The sequence below is a fragment of the Streptomyces sp. NPDC006872 genome, from assembly GCF_040635845.1.
Lineage (GTDB): Bacteria > Actinomycetota > Actinomycetes > Streptomycetales > Streptomycetaceae > Streptomyces.
This window is the reverse complement of the sequence record NZ_JBEYIL010000017.1, coordinates 217,766-237,577: the sequence shown is the minus strand read 5'-3', so window position 1 is coordinate 237,577 and position 19,812 is coordinate 217,766. Positions and strand designations below refer to the sequence as shown.

Sequence of the window (19,812 nt, the reverse complement as noted above, 5' to 3'; positions counted from 1 at the left end):
GCGGGGGTCTGGGGGCGGCAGCCCCCAGGGGCGGTGCCGGTGTCAGGCTGCGGCCTGTTCCCGGCGGGCCGTCGGCAACGGCTCGGCCGCGTTCAGCGAACCCGCGGATCGCAGGTCGGAGACGATCGCCGACGCAGCCCGCCGAGCCGAGTGCAACGCCCCCTGCACCGTGCTCGTGTCCCGGTGGTCGCCGCACACGTACAGGCCCGCCAGCAACCGCACCGGGCGCCGCAGATCATGCGGCGCCCGCATCGCGGGCACGGCCTCGGCGGTGTGATGCACGGCCAGCGTCTCCCACCGCGCGGTCGACGTGCCGTACAGCCGGGACAGATGCATCCGCACGGCCGTGTCCACGCCCGGCGGCGGGGTGCCCAGCACTGTGGACGAGATCAGCGCGCGGCCCGCGGGCGCCCGGCTCGGATCGACCTCGCTGACCACCGCCGTGTGCGCGACCGGCCCTCCCCGGTCGGCGTCCAGCAGCAGCGAGGCGCCGGTCTGCGGCGGCTCGTCCGTCGTGTGGTGGACGACCGTCACCGGGTGGAAGTCGGGCACCCGCAGCCCGGGCAGCAGCTCCGCCGCGGTGCGCGCGTCGGTGGCCACCAGGACGGCACGGCAGCGGAACTCGCCGTGCCCCGCGGTGGTCACCGAGGTCGTGGAGACCGAGGTGACCCGCACCCCGGTGTGCACGGTGCCCGGCGGCAGCGTCCGCGCGAGCAGCTCCGGCAGCACCTCCGCCCCGCCCTCCGGCAGCGACAGCCGGCCCGACGCGAAGGCGCGCAGCGCGAGGTCCGCGCACCGGCTGGACGTGGTCAGGTCCGGGTCGCAGAGCAGCGCGGCGAGCAGCGGTCGCAGGAACCCGTCGACCGTGCGGGCCGGCAGACCGCGGGCCGCGAGGGCCTGGGCGGCCGGCAACTCCGGGCGGCGCAGCAGCCGTTCGGCCGGGGTGGTCGCGAGCCGGGTGAGCGCGGCGCCCAGCCGGGCCTGGTCCACGGCGGTGCCCAGCGGCGCGCCCGCCCGGACCCTGGGCGGGGCCGTCGGACGGCCCGGTGCGGGCAGGGAGCCGCCGGCGCGCGGCCTGGGCAGCCCGCCCGGCCGGGGAGTGCTCGCCAGAGCGCGTACGGCGTGCAGTGCGCCCCTTGCGCTCCCCGCGCCCGCCTGCGCGCCCGCGCGGTGATGTCGCCCGTCGCTGTGCAGCAGGACCCCCGGCGCGAACGGACGCATCACGAACGCGTCCAGCCCCGGTGTCAGGGCCAGTTCGGGATACGCCGTGGACAGCAGCTGTCCGATGCGGTCGAGCCGGAACCCGTCGATCTTCTCCGTCGCCATGCGGCCGCCGACGTAAGGGGCGGCCTCCAGGACTGCGGTCGTTACTCCTGCGCTGGTCAGCCGGTGCGCGGCGGAGAGTCCGGCGACTCCGGCTCCCACCACGACGACGTCTGCCTGGTACGCGGGCTCTAGCACGTGCCCCTCCTCGAGGTTGCGCGGCCGGTGGAGACGTCATGCCCCCAACAGCCGTCCCGGATACCCGAGTTCGGATCGAGGGTAGGGCCGTGATCGGTCAGGAACAGTCGCGCATGAACAGGGCACGGTCGCACGGCGGTCGCATACGGTCACGCGGAGGTTCAGGCTGCCCGGATCGCATCCTCGATCCCGGGGAACGCGAAGGTGAACCCGGACTCCAGCAGCCGCTTCGGCACCACCCGCGCACTGCCCAGCACATCCCCGGCCATCTCGCCGAGCACCGTCCGCAGCACCGGCGCCGGCACGGCGAACAGCGTCGGCCGGTGCAGCACCCGTCCCATGGCCGCGGTGATCTCACGGTTCGTCAGCGGCTCGGGCGCGGTCAGGTTGAACGCCCCCGACAGGTCGTCGCGGTCGAGGAGAAACCGGATCGCCGCCACCTCGTCGTGCAGCGAGACATACGACCAGTACTGCCGGCCGTCGCCCATCCGTCCCCCGAGTCCGGCCTTGAACAGCGGGAACAGCTTGCCCCAGGCCCCGCCGCCGCGCGCCACGACCAGCCCGGTCCGGGTGAAGACCGTCCGCACGCCCGCCTCCTGGGCCGGCGCCGCCGACTGCTCCCACTCCACGCACAGCTCCGGCAGGAAACCGCTCCCGGCGGGCGCGCTCTCGTCCACGACCCGCTCGCCCGTCTCGCCGTACCGGCCGATCGCGCTGCCGTTCACGAACACCCGCGGCCGTTCGTCGAGCGAGGCGACGGCCTGCGCCAGCGCCGTCGTGCCGTGCACCCGGCTGTCGTGGATCCGCCTCTTGTACGCCTCGCTCCAGCGCCGGTCGCCGACCCCCGCCCCCGCCAGATTGACCACGGCGCCGCACCCGGCCAGCCCGGCCGTGTCCACCTGCCCCTTCTCGGGGTCCCAGCGCACCTCGTCCGCGCTCCGGGGCGGGTGCCGCACCAGGCGGACCACCTCGTGTCCGTCGGCCGTCAGAGACCGCACCAGGGCGCTGCCGATCAGGCCGGACGCGCCGGCCACCGCGATTCGCGTACGTTCCATGCGGTCATCCTGCCCGTCGTCCGGATAAAACCCCGGTCAGACGGTCGCGTCCGCGCCATAGGGTGACGGCCATGCCCGAGCCATCCACGCTTCGCATACGCACCGCGCTGCCCGCCGACGGCGAGGCGCTCGCCCTCGTCGACCGGCTGACCTGGTCGCACCTGCACGCGGTCATGCCGCGGCCACAGCCGCCCTACGACCCCTTCTTCGACGAACGCCACGCCCCCGAGGACCACTTGGTCGCCGAGGCCGAAACCGACGCCGGGAGCGGCGCCCGGGTCGTGGGCTACATCCGCCTCGGCTTCCCCACCCCGCTCGCCTGCAATGCGCACGTCCGGCAGATCCAGGGCCTCGCCGTGGCCGAGGAGGCGCGCGGCCGGGGCGTGGGGCGCGCGCTGGTCCGCGCGGCCGCCGAGGAGGCCCGCCGTCGCGGCGCCCGCCGGCTCACCCTGCGCGTCCTCGGCCACAACGCCCCCGCCCGGGCACTCTACGAGGCCGAGGGCTTCACCGTGGAGGGGATCCTCCCGGCGGAGTTCCTGCTGGGCGGCGAGTACGTGGACGACGTCTTCATGGGCCGCTCGCTGTAGCTCTCCGGAGGTACTCCGCAGGGCTCACGAACCGGCTCACGAGCTGACCAGGTCTCCCGTGTCCACGGCCTGCGTCGCCTTCGCCGCCCGCTCGGCGTCGCCGGCCACCTCGGCCGCCGTCAGCACGTACCCCGTCTCGTCGTCGGAGGTGGAGCGGGCGAAGACCACGCCGTAGACCCGTCCGTCGGTGGTGAGCAGCGGGCCGCCGGAGTTGCCAGGGCGCACGGTCGAGCGGATCGAGTAGATCTCGCGGGTGACGATCTCGTCGTTGTAGATGTTGCGGCCGGTCGCCTTCACCCGGTTGGCGACCGTGGCCGCCTGGAGGTTCAGATCGCCGTCCTGCGGATAGCCGGCGACGACCGCGGAGTCCCCGCGCGAGGCGTCGTCGTCGAAGCTCAGGACCGGCGCCTTCAGCTCCGGCACGTACAGCACGGCCACGTCCTTGTCCGGGTCGAAGAGCACCACGCGCGCGTCGTACGACTCGCCCACCCCGCCGATCCGGACGGTCGGGTCGTCGATGCCCGCCACCACGTGCGCGTTCGTCATCACATGCTCGCTCGCGTACACGAAACCGCTGCCCTCACGGCCCTGGGTGCCCACGGAGCCCTCGATCTTCACCGTGCTCAGCTTGGCCGCGCTGGTCGCGCTCGCCGTGACGCTGTCGCCGGTGGGCTTGGCGACCTCCGCCGTCGACTCGCTCTCGAAGGGGTTGAAGACCTGGGGGAAGCCCGCCTGGGTCAGCGCCGACGTGGCCCGTGAGAACCAGGTGGGCGTGGTGTCCGGCATCGCGTCCTGCACGGCCCCCAGCAGCCGGGAGTCCCGTATCGACGAGGTGACCACCGGCGACGAGGACGCGCCCAGCACGCTCGCCGCCACCCACGCCACGATCAGCACCGCCACCGCGTTCGCCGCCGCCCCGCCGATGCCGTCCGCCACCCTGAGCGGCCCGCGGTCCAGCTCCCTGCGCAGCCGCAGCGCCAGCCGCCCCGCCAGCTCGTGCCCGACCACCGCCGGCGCCAGGACCGTGACGATGGCGGTCACGGTGGCCGCCGTGGTCCCCGGCGTCACCAGATCCATCAGCCAGGGCAGGACCCACACGCCGATCACCGCGCCGCCCACGAACCCGGCCAGCGAGACACAGCCGGCCACCAGCCCACGCCGGTAGCCGGAACCGGCGTAGGCCAGGATCACCAGCGCCAGCAGGATGTCGAGCAGGTCCACACGGCCCCCTTTCTCTCAGATCCCCTAGTACGCGCGGGAAGGGCCCAGTGATCAGCTACCCATCGATCACGCGCGCGAGTGCGACCAGAACCGGCCACGCACGCGCGTACCTCGAAAAACGTCATGGACCGGGAGGATGGTTCCACCAGGTGGCACAGCACACATCGCGGGCGGAGCAGAACCGGCCGAGAGTGGGAGCATGTGCGCCCTCCGAGCGGCCTCCCGCGGTCCGCGGGGAACGCGAGGCCGGCTCCCGGCGCGGACGCCGGGCCCGCTCCTCGTGCTGCTGGGCTGTCTGCCGGGGCTCGCCGCCGTCGCCTCCCTGGGCCTGTGCGCGAACGGTGTCGAGGACGCCGTCACCGCCGCACCGGCCCCGCGCGCGATCGCCCGCCCCGCCGTCGCGCACCAGGCGTCCCGGCCGCCCGTCGTGCCCCGCGCAGCCTGGCTGGACGCGCGCGCCCGGCGCGAGCAGCCGCCCCCGCGCTACGACGACAAGGTCGTCGCCGTCTTCGTCCACCACACCGACTCGCCCAACGGCTACGCCTGCGCCGACGCGCCCCGCATCATCCGCGACCTGTACACGGGCCAGACCGGCGCCCGGGACTGGGACGACATCGGCTACAACTTCCTCGTCGACCGTTGCGGCACGATCTACGAGGGCCGCGCGGGCGGTGTCGACCGCCCCGTCACCGGCGCCCACACCCAGGGCTTCAACCACCGCACCACCGGCGTCGCCGCACTCGGCACGTTCACCCACGGCGTCCCGGTGCCGCAGCCGCTGGTCGACGCCATAGCCGCCCTGACCGCCTGGAAACTCGGCCTGTCCGACATCGACCCGCGCACGACCGTCCGGCTCGTCTCCAGCAACAGCCACAGCCGGTACGCCTCCGGCACCGCCGCCACCCTCCCCGTCCTGGCCGGCCACCGGGACGGCTTCATGACCAGCTGCCCCGGCGCCGCGCTCACCGCGCGCCTCCCCGAGATCCGGGCGACCGCCGCCCGTCTCCAGGGCAGAACGGCCGCCCAGGCACTCACAGGAACGCCTTAGGCAGCGTTCAGAGTTCTCCCATTCCCGCGTCCTACGGTCATGCACAACACAAGCGAAGCGAAGAAGCAGACCAGAGGCGGGGATCATGAACAGCAGTCGTACGCGGTCCACGGAGACCACCCGGACCACCGAGCAGGGCGCGGGCTGGACGAAGGCCGCACGCAGCCCCTGGACCGTGCTCTGCGCCGTCGCGGCGGTCGTCCTGGGCCCGGCCGCGGCCACCGCGTCCGCCCTGGAGCAGGCCAACAAGGCGCCCCTGCACCACGCGGTGCGGGTCGACCAGACGCAGGCCTACATCCCGACGGACACCACCCGCCGCAAGCTCGCCGTCTGACCCCGGCCGGATCTATTCCTTGAAGCGCTGCCACAACCGGGGATACCGCTCGGCCAGCGCCCCCTCGTTCTCGAAGTCGACGGGCGAGCCCTCGGGTTCGGACGGCGGGGGCGGAATGCCCAGGTCCGGGGCGACCGTCCCGGTGAGCTGCTCGTAGGCCTCGTCGGCCGCGTAGCCGAGTTCCTCGCCGTCCCCGTCGATCTCCTCGTCGAAGTCGTCCAGCAGGTCGGCGAGCGAGTCCGGGTCGGCGTGCAGGGCGCCCTCGAAGACCTCCCGGCCCTGTCCGATCAGCCAGCACCGGAAGAAGTCGAACGCGTCGTCGCTCGCGCCGTCCAGGAGCAGCCAGGCGGCGCCCCACAGGTCCCAGCGGTACGCGCGGTTGTAGCGGGACTCGAAGTGCCGGGCGAAGTCGAGCACGGACTCCGGGTCCAGCCGGAGCAGCCGCTCCACGAGCAGGTCGGCCTGCTCCTCGGGGTCACCCTCGGCCGCCTCGCGGGAGGCGTCCACCAGCTCCCAGAACTCCGTCTCGTCCATCACGCGTCCAGCATCGTGCCTCAGGGTGCGCGACGCACCCGGAGTGGCGGGTATTCCAGGGCGTTCGACGGGAATGTGGCCGGGATGTCGCCGGGATGCCGCCGGGAACGTCATCCCTCCCGGGAACCGTACAGCGCCGTCAGCCGCACCGCGTCCGCGGCGAACCGCTCCCTGAGCGTGGCCGGGGACAGCACCTCCGCCTCCGGCCCCAGCGCCGTGAGCTGCGTGTACGCCACCTCCTCGGACTCGATCCGCAAGGTGACGGTCGTCCGTCCGCGCTCGTCCGGCTGTCCGGCCGCCGCCAGCGCGTCCCGCGCGGCCACCGGGTCCACGGCGTGGGGCAGCGCGCGCACGCCCGCCTCCGAGAGCCGCACGACCGCCTCGGCCCGCAGGATGGACCGGGCGAACCGCTCCGCCTGCTCGGCCCAGAACCCGGGCAGATCGAAGTCCATGTCCCGGCTGAAACGATCCTTCAGATGCTCGACCGCCTTGACGGCCTCGACGGCCACGAACCGGTCGATGCGATACGTACGGAACGTCCCGGTCTCCCGGACCCGGGCGCACAGGTACCAGACCCCCGCCTTGAGCACGAGCCCGTACGGCTCCAACTCCCGCTCGACCTCGCCCTCCCCGCGCCGATAGCGCGCCCGGACGCACCGGTCGTCCCACACCGCGTCCGCGATCACCGTCAGCAGCGCCGGCGCCTCCGGCTCGCGGAACCAGGCGGGCGCGTCCAGGTGGAACCGCTGCGCGGCCGCGCGCGGGGCGTCCCGCAGGGAGGGCAGCAGGGCCGCCGACAGCTTCAGCCGCGCGGCCGAGGCGATGTCCTCCAGGCCCATCTCGCGCAGCGCCCCCGGCACCCCGCTCAGGAACAGCGCCTCGGCCTCGCCGCGCGCCAGCCCGGTCAGCCGCGTCCGGTACCCGCCGACGAGCCGGTACCCGCCGGCCCGCCCCCGCTCGGCGTACACCGGCACGCCCGCCTCCGACAGCGCCTGAGCGTCCCGCGTGACCGTACGCTCCGACACCTCCAACTCCCGAGCCAGTTCGGCGCCGGTCATGGCCGGCCGGTTCTGGAGCAGCAACACCATTTTGATGAGACGGGCAGCACGCATGCGCTCATATTGCCGGGTGGCGGGGTCGCACGGTCGGGTGCGGGCGGAGGAGGGCCGAACGCGCAGTTCCCCGCGCCCTCAGGGGCGCGGGGAACTGCGCGATCAACCACAGCGGGGTCGCGGTCGGGCTACAGCCCGTACTTCTCCCGGGCTTCCTTGACCGCCGTCGCCTTGACCTCGCCGCGGCGGGCCAGCTGGGCGAGGGCCGCGACGGCGATCGACTGCGCGTCGACGCCGAAGTGGCGGCGGGCCGCCTCGCGGGTGTCGGAGAGGCCGAAGCCGTCCGCGCCCAGCGACGAGTAGTCCTGCTCGACCCACTGCGCGATCTGGTCCGGGACCTGGCGCATGTAGTCGGAGACCGCGAGGACCGGGCCCTCGGCGCCCTGCAGCGCCTGACGGACGTACGGCACGCGCTCCTCGCCCCGCAGCAGGGCCGCGTCGGCCTCCAGCGCGTCGCGCCGCAGCTCCGTCCACGACGTCGCCGACCACACGTCGGCGGCGACGCCCCACTCCTCGGCGAGCAGCCGCTGCGCCTCGAGGGCCCAGTGGATCGCCGTGCCCGAGCCGAGCAGCTGGATGCGCGGGGCGTTGGCGGCCGCCACGTTCACGCCCGCCGACTCCGCCGTGTTGAAGCGGTACAGGCCCTTGACGATGCCCTCGTCGACACCGGCGACCGACGGCTTCGCGGGCTGCGGGATCGGCTCGTTGTAGACGGTCAGGTAGTAGAAGACGTTCTGGTCCTCGCCCGGGGCCGCCTCGCCGTACATCCGGCGCAGACCCTCCTTGACGATGGCCGCGACCTCGTAGGCGAACGCCGGGTCGTACGACAGGGCGGCCGGGTTGGTCGCGGCGATGACCGGGGAGTGGCCGTCGGCGTGCTGGAGGCCCTCGCCCGTCAGGGTCGTCCGGCCGGCCGTCGCGCCGACGAGGAAGCCGCGGCCGAGCTGGTCGCCGAGCTGCCACATCTGGTCGGCCGTGCGCTGCCAGCCGAACATCGAGTAGAAGATGTAGAACGGGATCATCGCCTCGCCGTGCGTGGAGTACGCGGTGGAAGCGGCGATGAAGTCGGCCATCGAACCGGCCTCGGTGATCCCCTCGTTGAGGATCTGGCCGTTCTTGGCCTCCTTGTAGTACATCAGCTGGTCGCGGTCGACCGGTTCGTACGTCTGGCCCTTGGGGGAGTAGATCCCGAGGGAGGGGAACAGGCTCTCCATGCCGAAGGTGCGCGCCTCGTCGGGGACGATCGGCACCCACCGCCTGCCCGTCTCCTTGTCGCGGACCAGGTCCTTGACGAGCCGGACGAAGGCCATGGTCGTCGCCACGTTCTGCGAGCCCGAGCCCTTGTCGAAGGAGGCGAACGCCTTCTCGGCCGGGGCGGGCAGCGGGGCGAGCGCGTGCGTACGGCGGGCCGGAGCCGGGCCGCCCAGTGCGGCGCGGCGCTCCTGCAGGTAGCGGACCTCGGCGGAGTCGGCGCCGGGGTGGCCGTAAGGCACCACGCCGTCGACGAAGTCGCTGTCCTTGATCGGCAGCTCGAGAAGATCACGCATCGTCTTGAACTCGTCCACCGTGAGCTTCTTCATCTGGTGGTTGGCGTTCTTCGACGCGAAGCCCTGGCCGAGGGTGTGACCCTTGACCGTCTGGGCCAGGATGACCGTCGGCGCGCCCTTGAACTCGACCGCGGCCTTGTAGGCGGCGTACACCTTGCTCGCCTCGTGGCCGCCGCGGGAGAGGTGGAAGCACTCGAGGATCTTGTCGTCGCTCAGCAGCTTCGCCATCTCGACGAGCGCCGGGTCCTTGCCGAAGAAGTCCTGGCGGATGTAGGCCGCGTCACGCGTCTGGTACGTCTGCACCTGCGCGTCGGGTACCTCGCGCAGCCGTCGCACCAGCGCGCCGGTGACGTCGAGCGCGAACAGCTCGTCCCACGCACCGCCCCACAGCGTCTTGATGACGTTCCAGCCGGCGCCGCGGAACTGGGCCTCCAGCTCCTGCACGATCTTGAAGTTCGCGCGGACCGGGCCGTCGAGGCGCTGCAGGTTGCAGTTGATGACGAAGGTCAGGTTGTCCAGGCCCTCGCGGGAGGCGAGCGCCAGGGCCGCCGTCGACTCGGGCTCGTCCATCTCGCCGTCGCCGAGGAACGCCCAGACGTGGGACGCGGAGACGTCCTTGATGGCGCGGTTGGTGAGATAGCGGTTGAAGCGCGCCTGGTAGATGGCCGACAGCGGGCCGAGGCCCATCGACACCGTCGGGAACTCCCACAGCCAGGGCAGGCGGCGGGGGTGCGGGTACGACGGGAGGCCGTTGCCGCCCGCCTCCTGACGGAAGTTGTCGAGGTGCTGCTCGGTCAGCCGGCCGTCGAGGAAGGCGCGGGCGTAGATGCCGGGGGAGGCGTGGCCCTGGATGTAGAGCTGGTCGCCCGAGCCGTCGGCCTCCTTGCCCTTGAAGAAGTGGTTGAAGCCGGTCTCGTAGAGCCAGGCGGCCGAGGCGAAGGTGGCGATGTGGCCGCCGACGCCGTGTTTGCTGCCGCGGGTCACCATCGCGGCCGCGTTCCAGCGGTTCCACGCGGTGATCTTCCGCTCCAGCTCCGCGTCACCGGGCTCGGCGGGCTCGGCTGCGGTCGGGATGGTGTTGACGTAGTCCGTCTCGAGCAGCTTGGGCAGCGCGATGCCGTTGCCCTCGGCACGCTCCAGCGTGCGGCGCATCAGGTATGCCGCGCGGTGCGGCCCGGCCGCCTTGGCGACCGCGTCCAGTGAGGCCTGCCATTCGGCGGTCTCCTCCGGGTCCCGGTCGGGGAGCTGGTCGAGCGCGCTCGGCTGGATGGCGTTGGGGTCGGTCATGTCGCCGCCTTCCTCAGTCGAAGGGGGTTCCCTCACGGGTAAGGGTTCGGGGTTGCCCTTGGTCTTTGGCAGGACAGGGCGTAGGGCTTCGGTGCGGCGCCGTTATGCGGCTCCGCCGTGCGGCCCGTCGGCGACAATAACTCCCTGATCGATGATCGATCAAAGGGTTCCAGGCAAAACTTCTCGATTACGAGAAAGTAGGCACGGGGTGCCTTTCGGGCGGGCACCGGGTGCCGCATATTTTGGCTGTTTTCGCAGGTGAGCGGGGGAGTGCTCGGGGGAGTACAGGACTGCGTCACGCCCTCGGCGCGCACCCCAGCACATGGGCTTTCACCAGCTCGGCGATCTGGGGATCGCGCCGCTTGAACGCGGCCACCAGCTCCTCGTGCTCCTCGGCGTACGACTGCTGCTGCGTCCCCAGCCAGCGGATCGACAGCGCCGTGAACACCTCGATGCCGAGCCCCTCCCAGGTGTGCAGCAGCACCGAGTTGCCGGCCGCCCGCACCAGCTCCCGGTGGAAGCCCACCGTGTGCCGCACCTGGGCCGTGCCGTCCGCCGCGCGGTCCGCCTCGTACAGCGCCGCGACATGCGGCTCCAGGGCCGAGCAGTCCTCGGCGAGCGCCTGGGCGGCCAGCTCCGCCGCGATCGCCTCCAGACCGGCCCGGACGGGGTAGCTCTCCTCCAGGTCGGCCGCGGTCAGGTTCCGCACCCGCACGCCCTTGTTCGGCGCGGACTCGATCAACCGCAGCGACTCCAGCTCGCGCAGCGCCTCGCGCACCGGCGTCTGACTGACCTCCAGCTCGGTGGCGATCCGCCGCTCCACGATCCGCTCGCCCGGCTTCCAGCGCCCGCTGACGATCCCCTCCACGATGTGCTCGCGGATCTGCTCGCGCAGCGAGTGCACGACGGGCGCGGTCATGAGGGCTCCTTAAAAAGGGGCCGCCCATGGGCCCCGGGGCGTTCGACGTTTAGACAATACGGCCGTGAGCGCTTTCCCGACGGGCGCGCGGGGACGCTTTTACGCAGGTGAGACGAGACTTACATGACCGGACGGGGCCGACCGCGAGGGGCGGCCCCGTCCGGCGGGCGCGTAGGGCCCAGGGCGCCGCCCTAGAGGTCGAGAACCGCGCGCAGCGCGTTCTCGACGAGCGCCAGTTGGTCCGGGCCGATGTTGCCGTGTGCCGTCGCGGTGTCGAACCGGGCCGCGGCGAGTTGGAGCACGTTGACGGCGACGGCCGAGGCGTCGATGGGCGACGTGAGTCGGACGCTCATGGCCGTGTCGGGGTGTGCGGCCGGGGTGTGCAGGACCAGGGCCACGACCACCCCGTACGCGTCGGCGAGCCCGTCAAGGCTGACGACGAGTACCGTGCGGACGCCTTTTCCGGTGTCGACGTCCCACACGTCCCCCCTGCGGATGGTCACAGCGCGTCGCCCTCCCCCTCGAGGTCGAGCGTTCCGAGCGCGGCGAGCTTGCGCGCTGCATCCAGCGTCATCTGTCGACGTACGGCCTTCAGTATGTAGTCGTTGAGGGAGGGCGCGTCGGCGGCGGCGTCCCGCAGTGCCTTGTCCATGGAGTCCGGGATGCGCAGGGTGATGGCACTCATGACGTCAAATGTAGTGGCGGAAGTGCCGTCATGGGGCCCGGTTGCCGAAACCGAAAAACAAGCGCCCCCGTCCGGAACGCTCCGGACGGGGGCACCTGCTTGCTGAACCCTGGGATTACAGGCCGAGTTCGACCTCGAACTCGCCGGCCTCCAGGATGGCCTTGACCGCGGTCAGGTAACGGGCCGCGTCGGCGCCGTCGACCAGACGGTGGTCGTAGGACAGGGTCAGGTACGTCATGTCGCGGACGCCGATGACCGTGCCCTCCTCCGTCTCGATGACGGCCGGACGCTTGACCGTGGCGCCGATGCCGAGGATCGCGACCTGGTTCGGCGGCACGATGATCGTGTCGAAGAGCGCGCCGCGCGAACCGGTGTTGCTGATGGTGAAGGTCGCGCCGGACAGCTCGTCCGGGGTGATCTTGTTGGCGCGGACCTTGCCCGCCAGGTCGGCCGTGGCCTTGGCGATGCCGGCGATGTTCAGGTCGCCCGCGTGCTTGATGACCGGGGTCATCAGGCCCTTCTCCGAGTCCACCGCGATACCGATGCTCTCGGTGTCGAAGTAGGTGATCGTGCCCTCGTCCACGTTGATCCGGGCGTTGACGGCCGGGTGGGCCTTCAGCGCCTGGGCCGCCGCCTTCACGAAGAACGGCATCGGGGAGAGCTTGACGCCCTCACGGGCCGCGAAGGAGTCCTTCGCCTGCGCGCGGAGCCTCATCAGCCGGGTGATGTCGACCTCGACGACCGAGGACAGCTGCGCCTGCTCGTGCAGCGCCTTGACCATGTTGTCGCCGATGACCTTGCGGATGCGGGGCATCTTGACGGTCTGGCCACGCAGCGGGGAGACCTCGAGCTTCGGGGTCTTCTTCGCGGCGGCCGGCGCGGCGGCGACCGGAGCTGCCGGGGCAGCGGCGGCGGCCTTCGCGGCCTCGGCGGCGGCGAGGACGTCCTGCTTGCGGATCCGACCGCCGACGCCGGTGCCCTTGACGGAGCCCAGGTCGACGCCGTTCTCCGCGGCGAGCTTGCGCACCAGCGGGGTGACGTACGCACCCTCGTCGGTGTCCTGCGCGGCGGGCGCGACCGGAGCGGCCGGGGCGACCGGAGCCGGAGCGACCGGCGCGGGGGCCGGTGCGACCGGGGCAGCGGCGACCGGGGCGGGCGCCGGAGCAGCCGGGGCCGGAGCCGGGGCGGCGGGCGCGACCGGAGCCGGAGCCGGAGCCGCGGCGACGGGTGCCGGAGCCGGGGCAGCGGGGGCCGGAGCAGCCGCCGGAGCGGCACCCGGGGCGCCGATGACGGCGAGCTTGGCGCCGACCTCGGCGGTCTCGTCCTCGGCGACCGTGATCTCGAGCAGCACACCGGAGGTGGGCGCCGGGATCTCGGTGTCGACCTTGTCCGTGGAGACCTCGAGCAGCGGCTCGTCGGCCTCGACGCTGTCGCCGACCGACTTCAGCCAGCGGGTGACGGTGCCCTCGGTGACGGACTCGCCGAGCGCGGGCAGGACCACGTCCGTGCCGGACGCGGCGCCCGCGGGGGCGGCGGCCGGAGCCGGAGCGGCGGGGGCCGGGGCAGGCGCGGCGGGCGCCTCGGCCACGGGAGCCGGGGCCGGAGCCGCGACGGGCTCGGCGGCCGGGGCGGGGGCGGCAGCGGGGGCCCCGGTGCCGTCGTCGATGACGGCCAGCTCGGCGCCGACCTCGACCGTCTCGTCCTCGGCGACCTTGATGGAGGCCAGGATGCCGGCGGCGGGGGAGGGGATCTCGGTGTCGACCTTGTCGGTCGACACCTCGAGCAGCGGCTCGTCGGCCTCTACGCGCTCACCCTCGGCCTTCAGCCAGCGGGTGACAGTGCCCTCGGTGACGCTCTCGCCGAGCGCCGGAAGGGTTACGGAAACCGCCATGGTTTCGGTTGCTCCTAACGAATTGCGGAAGTCTGAGTCGTCGCTTCGTCGACCGAGGGTCAGTCGTGCGAGTGCAGCGGCTTGCCCGCCAGGGCCAGGTGGGCCTCGCCGAGCGCCTCGTTCTGCGTCGGGTGGGCGTGGATGAGCTGCGCGACCTCGGCGGGCAGCGCCTCCCAGTTGTAGATCAGCTGGGCTTCGCCGACCTGCTCGCCCATGCGGTCACCGACCATGTGGACGCCGACCACGGCGCCGTCCTTCACCTGGACGAGCTTGATCTCGCCCGCGGTGTTCAGGATCTTGCTCTTGCCGTTGCCCGCGAGGTTGTACTTCAGAGCGACGACCTTGTCCGCGCCGTAGATCTCCTTGGCCTTGGCCTCGGTGATGCCCACGGAGGCGACCTCGGGGTGGCAGTACGTCACCCGGGGGACGCCGTCGTAGTCGATCGGGACGACCTTCAGACCGGCCAGGCGCTCCGCTACCAGCATGCCCTCGGCGAAGCCGACGTGCGCGAGCTGGAGCGTCGGGACCAGGTCGCCGACGGCGGAGATGGTCGGGACGTTCGTCCGCATGTACTCGTCGACCAGGACGTAGCCGCGGTCCGTCGCGACGCCCTGCTCCTCGTAGCCCAGACCGGCGGAGACGGGCCCGCGGCCCACCGCGACCAGCAGGACCTCGGCCTCGAACTCCTTGCCGTCGGCCAGGGTGACCTTGACGCCGTCGGCGGTGTACTCGGCCTTCGAGAAGAAGGTGCCCAGGTTGAACTTGATGCCGCGCTTGCGGAACGCGCGCTCAAGAAGCTTGGAGGAGTTCTCGTCCTCGACCGGCACGAGGTGCTTCAGGCCCTCGATGACCGTGACGTCGGAACCGAAGGACTTCCACGCCGAGGCGAACTCGACGCCGATGACGCCGCCGCCCAGGATGATCGCGGACTTCGGCACCCGGTCCAGCACGAGGGCGTGGTCGGAGGAGATGATCCGGTTGCCGTCGATCTCCAGGCCCGGCAGCGACTTCGGCACGGAGCCGGTCGCCAGCAGGACATGACGGCCCTGCACGCGCCGGCCGTTCACGTCGACGGAGGTGGGGGAGGACAGCCGGCCCTCACCCTCGATGTACGTCACCTTGCGGGACGCGATGAGCCCCTGCAGACCCTTGTACAGGCCGGAGATGACACCGTCCTTGTACTTGTGGACGGCGGGGACGTCGATGCCCTCGAAGGTGGCCTTGACGCCGAACTGCTCGCTCTCGCGGGCCTGGTCGGCGATCTCGCCCGCGTGCAGCAGGGCCTTGGTGGGGATGCAACCCCGGTGCAGGCAGGTGCCGCCGACCTTGTCCTTCTCGATCAGGGCGACGTCAAGCCCCAGCTGGGCCCCGCGCAGCGCCGCGGCGTAACCGCCACTACCACCGCCGAGGATCACTAGGTCGAAAACGGTGCTGGCGTCGTTCGCCACGTCACGTCCTCCATGCATGTGCGCCGTACGCCGGTCGTCGCTGACCGGGCGGCGGCTGGTGTCCGGCCGCTCTTTCTTCGGCCCTGTGGTGGGGGCCCTGTCCTGCCGAGCCCCATCTTCGCACTTGCAGAAGACGAACGAGACGCCGGGCCGGGGTGTGAGACGTCCCACGTTCAGATGAGCGCCCCACAGGGGCGCGGGGCTGTGCCGATATGCGGCTCCGCCGCGTGGGCGCGACCAGCCCCCACGCGGCGGAGCCGCCATGCGACGGAATGGACCGAGTTGTCAGGCGAACGTCAGCCCAAGTCACCCGCGGCGGTCAGCTCGGCAAGCCGCACCAGCGTCCGCACCGCCGTACCCGTACCGCCCTTGGGCGTGTACCCGAACGGGCCGCCCTCGTTGAACGCGGGCCCGGCGATGTCCAGATGCGCCCAGGTGACCCCCTCGCCCACGAACTCGCGCAGGAAGAGCCCGGCCACCAGCCCGCCGCCCATCCGCTCGCCCATGTTCGCGATGTCCGCGACGGTCGAGTCCATGCCCTTGCGCAGGTGCTCCGGCAGCGGCATCGGCCACGCGGGCTCGCCGACCTCCTCGGCGGCCTCGTGCAGCGCGGTGCGGAACGCGTCGTCGTTCGCCATGATCCCGAAGGTCCGGCTGCCCAGCGCCAGCATCATCGCGCCGGTCAGGGTCGCGACGTCCACGATCGCGTCCGGCTTCTCCTGGGAGGCCGCCCACAGCGCGTCCGCCAGGACCAGCCGGCCCTCGGCGTCGGTGTTGAGCACCTCGACCGTCTTGCCGCTGTACATGCGCAGCACGTCGCCCGGACGCGTGGCGGAGCCCGACGGCATGTTCTCGGCCAGCGCCAGCCACCCGGTGACGTTCACCTCGAGCCCGAGCCGCGCGGCGGCGACGACCGCGGCGAAGACCGCCGCCGCGCCGCTCATGTCGCACTTCATCGTCTCGTTGTGCCCGGCCGGCTTCAGCGAGATGCCGCCCGAGTCGTAGGTGATGCCCTTGCCGACGAGGGCGAGGTGCTTCGTCGCCTTGGCGGACGTGTACGACAGCTTCACCAGACGCGGGGCCGAAGCCGAGCCGGAGCCGACGCCCAGGATGCCGCCGTAGCCGCCCTTGGCGAGCGCCTTCTCGTCGAGCACCTGCACCTTGATGCCGTGCTCCTTGGCCGCGGTCTGGGCCAGCGCGGCGAACGCCTCGGGGTTGAGGTCGTTCGGCGGCATGTTGATCAGGTCGCGGGCGCGGTTGAGCTCCTCGCCGACGGCGGCGGCACGCAGCACCGCGGCCTTGTGGGCGGCGTCGCGCGGCCTGCCGCCGAGCAGGGCGGCCTCGGCGAGCGGCGCCTTGCCGTTCTTGGCCTTGGCATCGTTGCCGTTCTGCTTGTAGGCGTCGAAGGCGTACGCGCCGAGCACCACGCCCTCGCCGATCGCGCCGATGTCGGCGGCGTCGGTCACCGGCAGGGCGAAGGCGGCCTTCTTGGAGCCGGTGAGGGCGCGGGCGGCCACACCGGCCGCCCTGCGCAGCGCCTCGCCGTCGAAGGAGGCGTCCTTCTCGGGCTCGGCTCCGAGGCCCACCGCGAGCACGAGCGGCGCCTTGAAACCGGCCGGGGCGGGCAGCTTCGTCAGCTCGCCCTCGGCGCCGGCGGCGCCCAGGGTTTCCAGGACCGCGGCGAGTCGGCCGTCGTAGGCCTGGTCGACGGCTTCGGCGCCTGGGGCAACGATCGGGCCCTTCGCGCCCTTGGCGACACCGATCACGATCGCGTCGGCCCGGAGGCCGGGCGCCGCGGCGGTGCTGAGAGTGAGAGCAGTCACGGTGGTGAAATCTCGCTTCCGATGTGGAGTTGCTGTGGCCGGAGTGTGTGGGTCGACCGGGCCCGAAAGCCGACCCTAGATCCGGGTCATGGGTGCGGTCGCATCCGGGGGTCTGCCTCACCGGCGCGGCGAACCGGCTTGGCGAATCCCGCAATGAGCGTACGCGTGCGTGTGCGTTCGCCCATGCACGCGAGTGTTCACCTGTCGGTGGCGTCGTAGCCACTTCTGGATCCTCGCACTCCATGAACTGGGTCACACTCGCCGGGTTCCGGCATGGGCGATCATGCTGGAGTCCGTTGCCGCACCCCCTGGAGCCCCTCCGGTGAGACGCCCGACCCTGTTGCTGCCCCTCCTCGCCCTGCTGCTCGCGGGCTGCACCGCCGCACCGGACGACAAGCCGGACGACGAAGCGAGCGCAACCGGAGAGGAGGGCGGGACGACTCTCTGGCAGCCGGCCCCCGGCATCGGCTGGCAGTGGCAGCTCAGCGGACGCCTGGACACCTCCGTCGACGTGCCGGTCTACGACATCGACGGCTTCGACCAGACCGAGGTCGCGGTCGCCGGCCTGCACAAGGACGGCCGCAAGGTCATCTGCTACCTGTCCACCGGCGCCTGGGAGGACTGGCGGCCCGACGCCGACGACTTCCCCGAGTCGGTGATCGGCAAGGGCAACGGCTGGGAGGGCGAGCGCTGGCTCGACATCCGCCAGGTCGACATCCTCGAGCCCCTCATGGCGGCCCGCCTCGACATGTGCCGCGACAAGGGCTTCGACGCGGTCGAGCCGGACAACATGGACGGCTACAAGAACACCACCGGCTTCCCCGTCAAGGCCGCCGACCAGCTCCGCTACAACCGGCTCATCGCCGACCTCGCCCACGACCGGGGCATGTCGGTCGGCCTGAAGAACGACCTCGACCAGATCCCCGAACTCGTCGACGACTTCGACTTCGCGGTCAACGAACAGTGCGCCCAGTACGACGAGTGCGAGGACCTGACCCCCTTCATCGAGGCGGGCAAGGCCGTCTTCCACGTCGAGTACGAACTGCCCACGAGCGACTTCTGCGCCGACTCCCGCCGTCTGAAGTTGAGTTCGCTGCTGAAGAAGTACGAACTGGGCGTCTGGCGCGAGGCCTGTTAGGGCAGGCGTCAGCCGAGCAGGGCCAGCGCCACGAGGGCGGTGGTCGCCGCCGTCTCCGCGAGGCCCCCGAACACGTCCCCGGTGACGCCGCCGAAGCGGCGGGTGCAGTGCCGCAGGAGCAGTTCGGCGGCGGCGAGCGCGGCGAGGACCGCGAGAGCCGGACGGACGGCGTCGTACGGCTCGAGGACCGGCCCCGCCTCGACCGGCCCGATCACGGCGACGGCGCCGACGCCGACGTCGTACGGTCCGAAGTACGCTCCCGCGCCCGCCGCCGCCAGGACGACGGCGGCCGCGACGAGCACCGCGCCCCGCACCGGGACCACGCCGGCCACCGCCGCCCCCAGCCCCTCCGGCCGCGCGGCCGGCACCCCGGCGCGGGCCGCCAGGGTCAGCGCGAGGCGGGCGGCGGCCGCCGAGACGACGACGGCGACCGCGCCCAGCGCCCAGGACTCGTCGTAGAGCTGCGCAAGCGCCGCCACCTGCACCAGCAGTACGAGAACGAGCGTGAGCACGCCGAACGGCCCGATGTCCGACTGCTTCATGATCCGCAGAGCGTCCTCGGCGGGCTTGCCGCTGCCCAGCCCGTCCGCGGTGTCCGCCAGCCCGTCGAGGTGCAGACCCCGGGTGAGGACGGCGGGCACGGCGGCAGAGGCGACGGCGGCGAGCAGCGGGCTCGCGCCCAGGCGGAGCATCAGCAGCCCCAGCCCGGCCGCGCAGCCGCCGACCACCAGCCCCACCAGGGGGGCGGCCAGCATGCCCCCGCGCGCGGCCGGACGGTCCCAGCGCGTCACCCGGACCGGGAACACGGTCAGGGTGCCGAAGGCGAAGCGGAGGCCGTCGAGCGGCGAGGTCGTTGACACCGCGGCAGAGTAGCCCGGACGCCCCGTCCGCCGGGCAGCCCACCCCCGGCCCCGGAAGACTGTCGACATGGGCGACTGGCTACAGCGCAACATCGTCGAACCGGGCAAGGTCCCGCTGCTCGTCGCGCTGACCGCGTTCGTGCTCACCTTCCTGATCACCCGGGTCATCACCCGGCTCATCCGCGCGGGCAAGGGGCCCTTCGGCAACATCAGCAGCGCCGGCGGGGTGCACATCCACCATGTGGTCCCGGGCGTCGTCCTGACCGTCGCGGGCGGCTTCGGCGCGGTGGCGAGCGGCCGGCACGGCTTCGGCGCGAACGCCTTCGCGGTGGTCTTCGGCATCGGCACCGGCCTCGTCCTGGACGAGTTCGCGCTGATCCTGCACCTCGACGACGTGTACTGGACGGAGGCGGGCCGCAAGAGCGTGGAGGCCGTGGTCCTGACGGCGGCGTTGGTCGGACTGCTGCTGGTGGGCTTCGCGCCGTTCGGCGTCAACGACATGAGCCAGGACGAGCTCCAGGACCGGGGCAGCGTCATCTCGACGGTCGTGGTCAACTTCCTGTTCTCGCTGGCCGTGCTGAGCAAGGGCAAGGCCCAGATGGCCGTCTTCAGCGTGTTCATCCCGTTCCTCGGCCTCGTGGGCCTGGTGCGGCTGGCCCGGCCCGACTCGCCGTGGGCCCGGCGCTTCTACCGGAAGCGGCCACGCGCGCGTGCGAGGGCGCTGCTGCGGGCCTACCGGCACGATCGACGCTGGGCCGGCCCGCGCCGGGCGGTGGGGGACTGGCTGGGCGGGAAGACGACCGCGGAGCTCGCCGAGTCCACGGAGCCCGCCGAGCGGAAGTGAGGGCGCCCAGACGGCGCC

Annotated in this window: 18 protein-coding genes; 5 read left to right on the top strand and 13 right to left on the bottom strand. The window is 72.4% G+C overall.

Features of this window, described 5'->3' with window-relative positions; genetic code table 11:
• Positions 1 to 42: 42 nt before the first annotated feature.
• Complete coding sequence (locus tag ABZ725_RS39505) at positions 43 to 1,461, bottom strand: NAD(P)/FAD-dependent oxidoreductase (RefSeq protein WP_358807208.1); 1,419 nt, start codon at positions 1,459 to 1,461, stop codon at positions 43 to 45.
• 161 nt (positions 1,462 to 1,622) lie between these two features.
• Positions 1,623 to 2,516, bottom strand: a complete 894-nt coding sequence (locus tag ABZ725_RS39500; RefSeq protein WP_358807207.1) for a TIGR01777 family oxidoreductase — start codon at positions 2,514 to 2,516, stop codon at positions 1,623 to 1,625.
• Positions 2,517 to 2,587: 71 nt separating this feature from the next.
• On the opposite strand from ABZ725_RS39500, the gene ABZ725_RS39495 reads away from it, so the two are divergent.
• Complete coding sequence (locus ABZ725_RS39495; RefSeq protein WP_358807206.1) at positions 2,588 to 3,103, top strand: N-acetyltransferase; 516 nt, start codon at positions 2,588 to 2,590, stop codon at positions 3,101 to 3,103.
• Positions 3,104 to 3,139: 36 nt separating this feature from the next.
• Here the strand turns inward: ABZ725_RS39495 and ABZ725_RS39490 are convergent, their stop codons facing one another.
• Entirely contained in the window at positions 3,140 to 4,324 is a 1,185-nt protein-coding gene (locus tag ABZ725_RS39490; protein WP_358807205.1) for a MarP family serine protease, read from the bottom strand.
• Between the two features lie 280 nt (positions 4,325 to 4,604).
• Between ABZ725_RS39490 and ABZ725_RS39485 the strand changes: the two genes are divergently transcribed.
• Together ABZ725_RS39485 and ABZ725_RS39480 are read left to right on the top strand one after the other, a co-directional pair.
• Positions 4,605 to 5,372: a peptidoglycan recognition protein gene (locus ABZ725_RS39485; RefSeq protein ID WP_358807218.1), complete on the top strand. Its 768-nt coding sequence runs from the start codon at positions 4,605 to 4,607 to the stop codon at positions 5,370 to 5,372.
• An 85-nt stretch (positions 5,373 to 5,457) separates the two neighbouring features.
• Positions 5,458 to 5,706 (top strand): hypothetical protein, encoded by a 249-nt coding sequence (locus ABZ725_RS39480; protein ID WP_351914886.1) that lies wholly within the window; start codon positions 5,458 to 5,460, stop codon positions 5,704 to 5,706.
• A gap of 12 nt (positions 5,707 to 5,718) precedes the next feature.
• On the opposite strand, the gene ABZ725_RS39475 is transcribed toward ABZ725_RS39480, so the two are convergent.
• From ABZ725_RS39475 to ABZ725_RS39435, 9 genes are all read right to left on the bottom strand, one after another.
• The gene (locus ABZ725_RS39475) at positions 5,719 to 6,240 is read right to left on the bottom strand and encodes a DUF4240 domain-containing protein (protein WP_358807217.1); all 522 of its coding nucleotides are present in this window, start codon (positions 6,238 to 6,240) and stop codon (positions 5,719 to 5,721) included.
• Positions 6,241 to 6,350: 110 nt separating this feature from the next.
• On the bottom strand, positions 6,351 to 7,352 hold the full coding sequence (locus ABZ725_RS39470; protein ID WP_358807204.1) for a WYL domain-containing protein: 1,002 nt from the start codon (positions 7,350 to 7,352) through the stop codon (positions 6,351 to 6,353).
• Between the two features lie 128 nt (positions 7,353 to 7,480).
• On the bottom strand, positions 7,481 to 10,186 hold the full coding sequence (gene aceE / locus ABZ725_RS39465; protein WP_358807203.1) for a pyruvate dehydrogenase (acetyl-transferring), homodimeric type: 2,706 nt from the start codon (positions 10,184 to 10,186) through the stop codon (positions 7,481 to 7,483).
• Between the two features lie 295 nt (positions 10,187 to 10,481).
• Positions 10,482 to 11,105: a GntR family transcriptional regulator gene (locus ABZ725_RS39460; protein WP_351912356.1), complete on the bottom strand. Its 624-nt coding sequence runs from the start codon at positions 11,103 to 11,105 to the stop codon at positions 10,482 to 10,484.
• A gap of 191 nt (positions 11,106 to 11,296) precedes the next feature.
• A complete protein-coding gene (locus tag ABZ725_RS39455; protein ID WP_358807202.1) occupies positions 11,297 to 11,608 on the bottom strand; it encodes a type II toxin-antitoxin system PemK/MazF family toxin in 312 nt (103 codons plus the stop codon).
• Entirely contained in the window at positions 11,605 to 11,790 is a 186-nt protein-coding gene (locus ABZ725_RS39450; RefSeq protein ID WP_351912359.1) for a hypothetical protein, read from the bottom strand. The genes ABZ725_RS39455 and ABZ725_RS39450 overlap by 4 nt, the downstream gene beginning before the upstream one ends.
• A 115-nt stretch (positions 11,791 to 11,905) precedes the next feature.
• A complete protein-coding gene (sucB, locus tag ABZ725_RS39445) occupies positions 11,906 to 13,681 on the bottom strand; it encodes a 2-oxoglutarate dehydrogenase, E2 component, dihydrolipoamide succinyltransferase (protein ID WP_358807201.1) in 1,776 nt (591 codons plus the stop codon).
• 59 nt (positions 13,682 to 13,740) lie between these two features.
• On the bottom strand, positions 13,741 to 15,129 hold the full coding sequence (gene lpdA, locus ABZ725_RS39440) for a dihydrolipoyl dehydrogenase (protein ID WP_358807200.1): 1,389 nt from the start codon (positions 15,127 to 15,129) through the stop codon (positions 13,741 to 13,743).
• A 296-nt stretch (positions 15,130 to 15,425) separates the two neighbouring features.
• Positions 15,426 to 16,952, bottom strand: a complete 1,527-nt coding sequence (locus tag ABZ725_RS39435; RefSeq protein WP_358807199.1) for a leucyl aminopeptidase — start codon at positions 16,950 to 16,952, stop codon at positions 15,426 to 15,428.
• Between the two features lie 322 nt (positions 16,953 to 17,274).
• Between ABZ725_RS39435 and ABZ725_RS39430 the strand changes: the two genes are divergently transcribed.
• Entirely contained in the window at positions 17,275 to 18,090 is an 816-nt protein-coding gene (locus ABZ725_RS39430) for an endo alpha-1,4 polygalactosaminidase (protein WP_358807198.1), read from the top strand.
• Positions 18,091 to 18,098: 8 nt separating this feature from the next.
• Here the strand turns inward: ABZ725_RS39430 and ABZ725_RS39425 are convergent, their stop codons facing one another.
• On the bottom strand, positions 18,099 to 18,950 hold the full coding sequence (locus ABZ725_RS39425; protein WP_358807197.1) for an adenosylcobinamide-GDP ribazoletransferase: 852 nt from the start codon (positions 18,948 to 18,950) through the stop codon (positions 18,099 to 18,101).
• Between the two features lie 67 nt (positions 18,951 to 19,017).
• Here ABZ725_RS39425 and ABZ725_RS39420 point away from each other — a divergent pair, with 67 nt between their 5' ends.
• Positions 19,018 to 19,794 (top strand): hypothetical protein, encoded by a 777-nt coding sequence (locus ABZ725_RS39420; RefSeq protein ID WP_358807196.1) that lies wholly within the window; start codon positions 19,018 to 19,020, stop codon positions 19,792 to 19,794.
• The last annotated feature ends 18 nt before the right edge of the window (positions 19,795 to 19,812 follow it).

Excerpts from the sequence above, each read along its gene's own strand:
- ABZ725_RS39480 (WP_351914886.1), top strand. The coding sequence starts at position 5,458 with ATGAACAGCAGTCGTACGCGGTCCACGGAGACCACCCGGACCACCGAG.
- ABZ725_RS39470 (WP_358807204.1), bottom strand. The coding sequence starts at position 7,352 with ATGCGTGCTGCCCGTCTCATCAAAATGGTGTTGCTGCTCCAGAACCGG.
- ABZ725_RS39450 (WP_351912359.1), bottom strand. The coding sequence starts at position 11,790 with ATGAGTGCCATCACCCTGCGCATCCCGGACTCCATGGACAAGGCACTG.
- ABZ725_RS39460 (WP_351912356.1), bottom strand. The coding sequence starts at position 11,105 with ATGACCGCGCCCGTCGTGCACTCGCTGCGCGAGCAGATCCGCGAGCAC.
- ABZ725_RS39500 (WP_358807207.1), bottom strand. The coding sequence starts at position 2,516 with ATGGAACGTACGCGAATCGCGGTGGCCGGCGCGTCCGGCCTGATCGGC.
- ABZ725_RS39495 (WP_358807206.1), top strand. The coding sequence starts at position 2,588 with ATGCCCGAGCCATCCACGCTTCGCATACGCACCGCGCTGCCCGCCGAC.
- ABZ725_RS39475 (WP_358807217.1), bottom strand. The coding sequence starts at position 6,240 with ATGGACGAGACGGAGTTCTGGGAGCTGGTGGACGCCTCCCGCGAGGCG.
- sucB (WP_358807201.1), bottom strand. The coding sequence starts at position 13,681 with ATGGCGGTTTCCGTAACCCTTCCGGCGCTCGGCGAGAGCGTCACCGAG.
- aceE (WP_358807203.1), bottom strand. The coding sequence starts at position 10,186 with ATGACCGACCCCAACGCCATCCAGCCGAGCGCGCTCGACCAGCTCCCC.
- ABZ725_RS39420 (WP_358807196.1), top strand. The coding sequence starts at position 19,018 with ATGGGCGACTGGCTACAGCGCAACATCGTCGAACCGGGCAAGGTCCCG.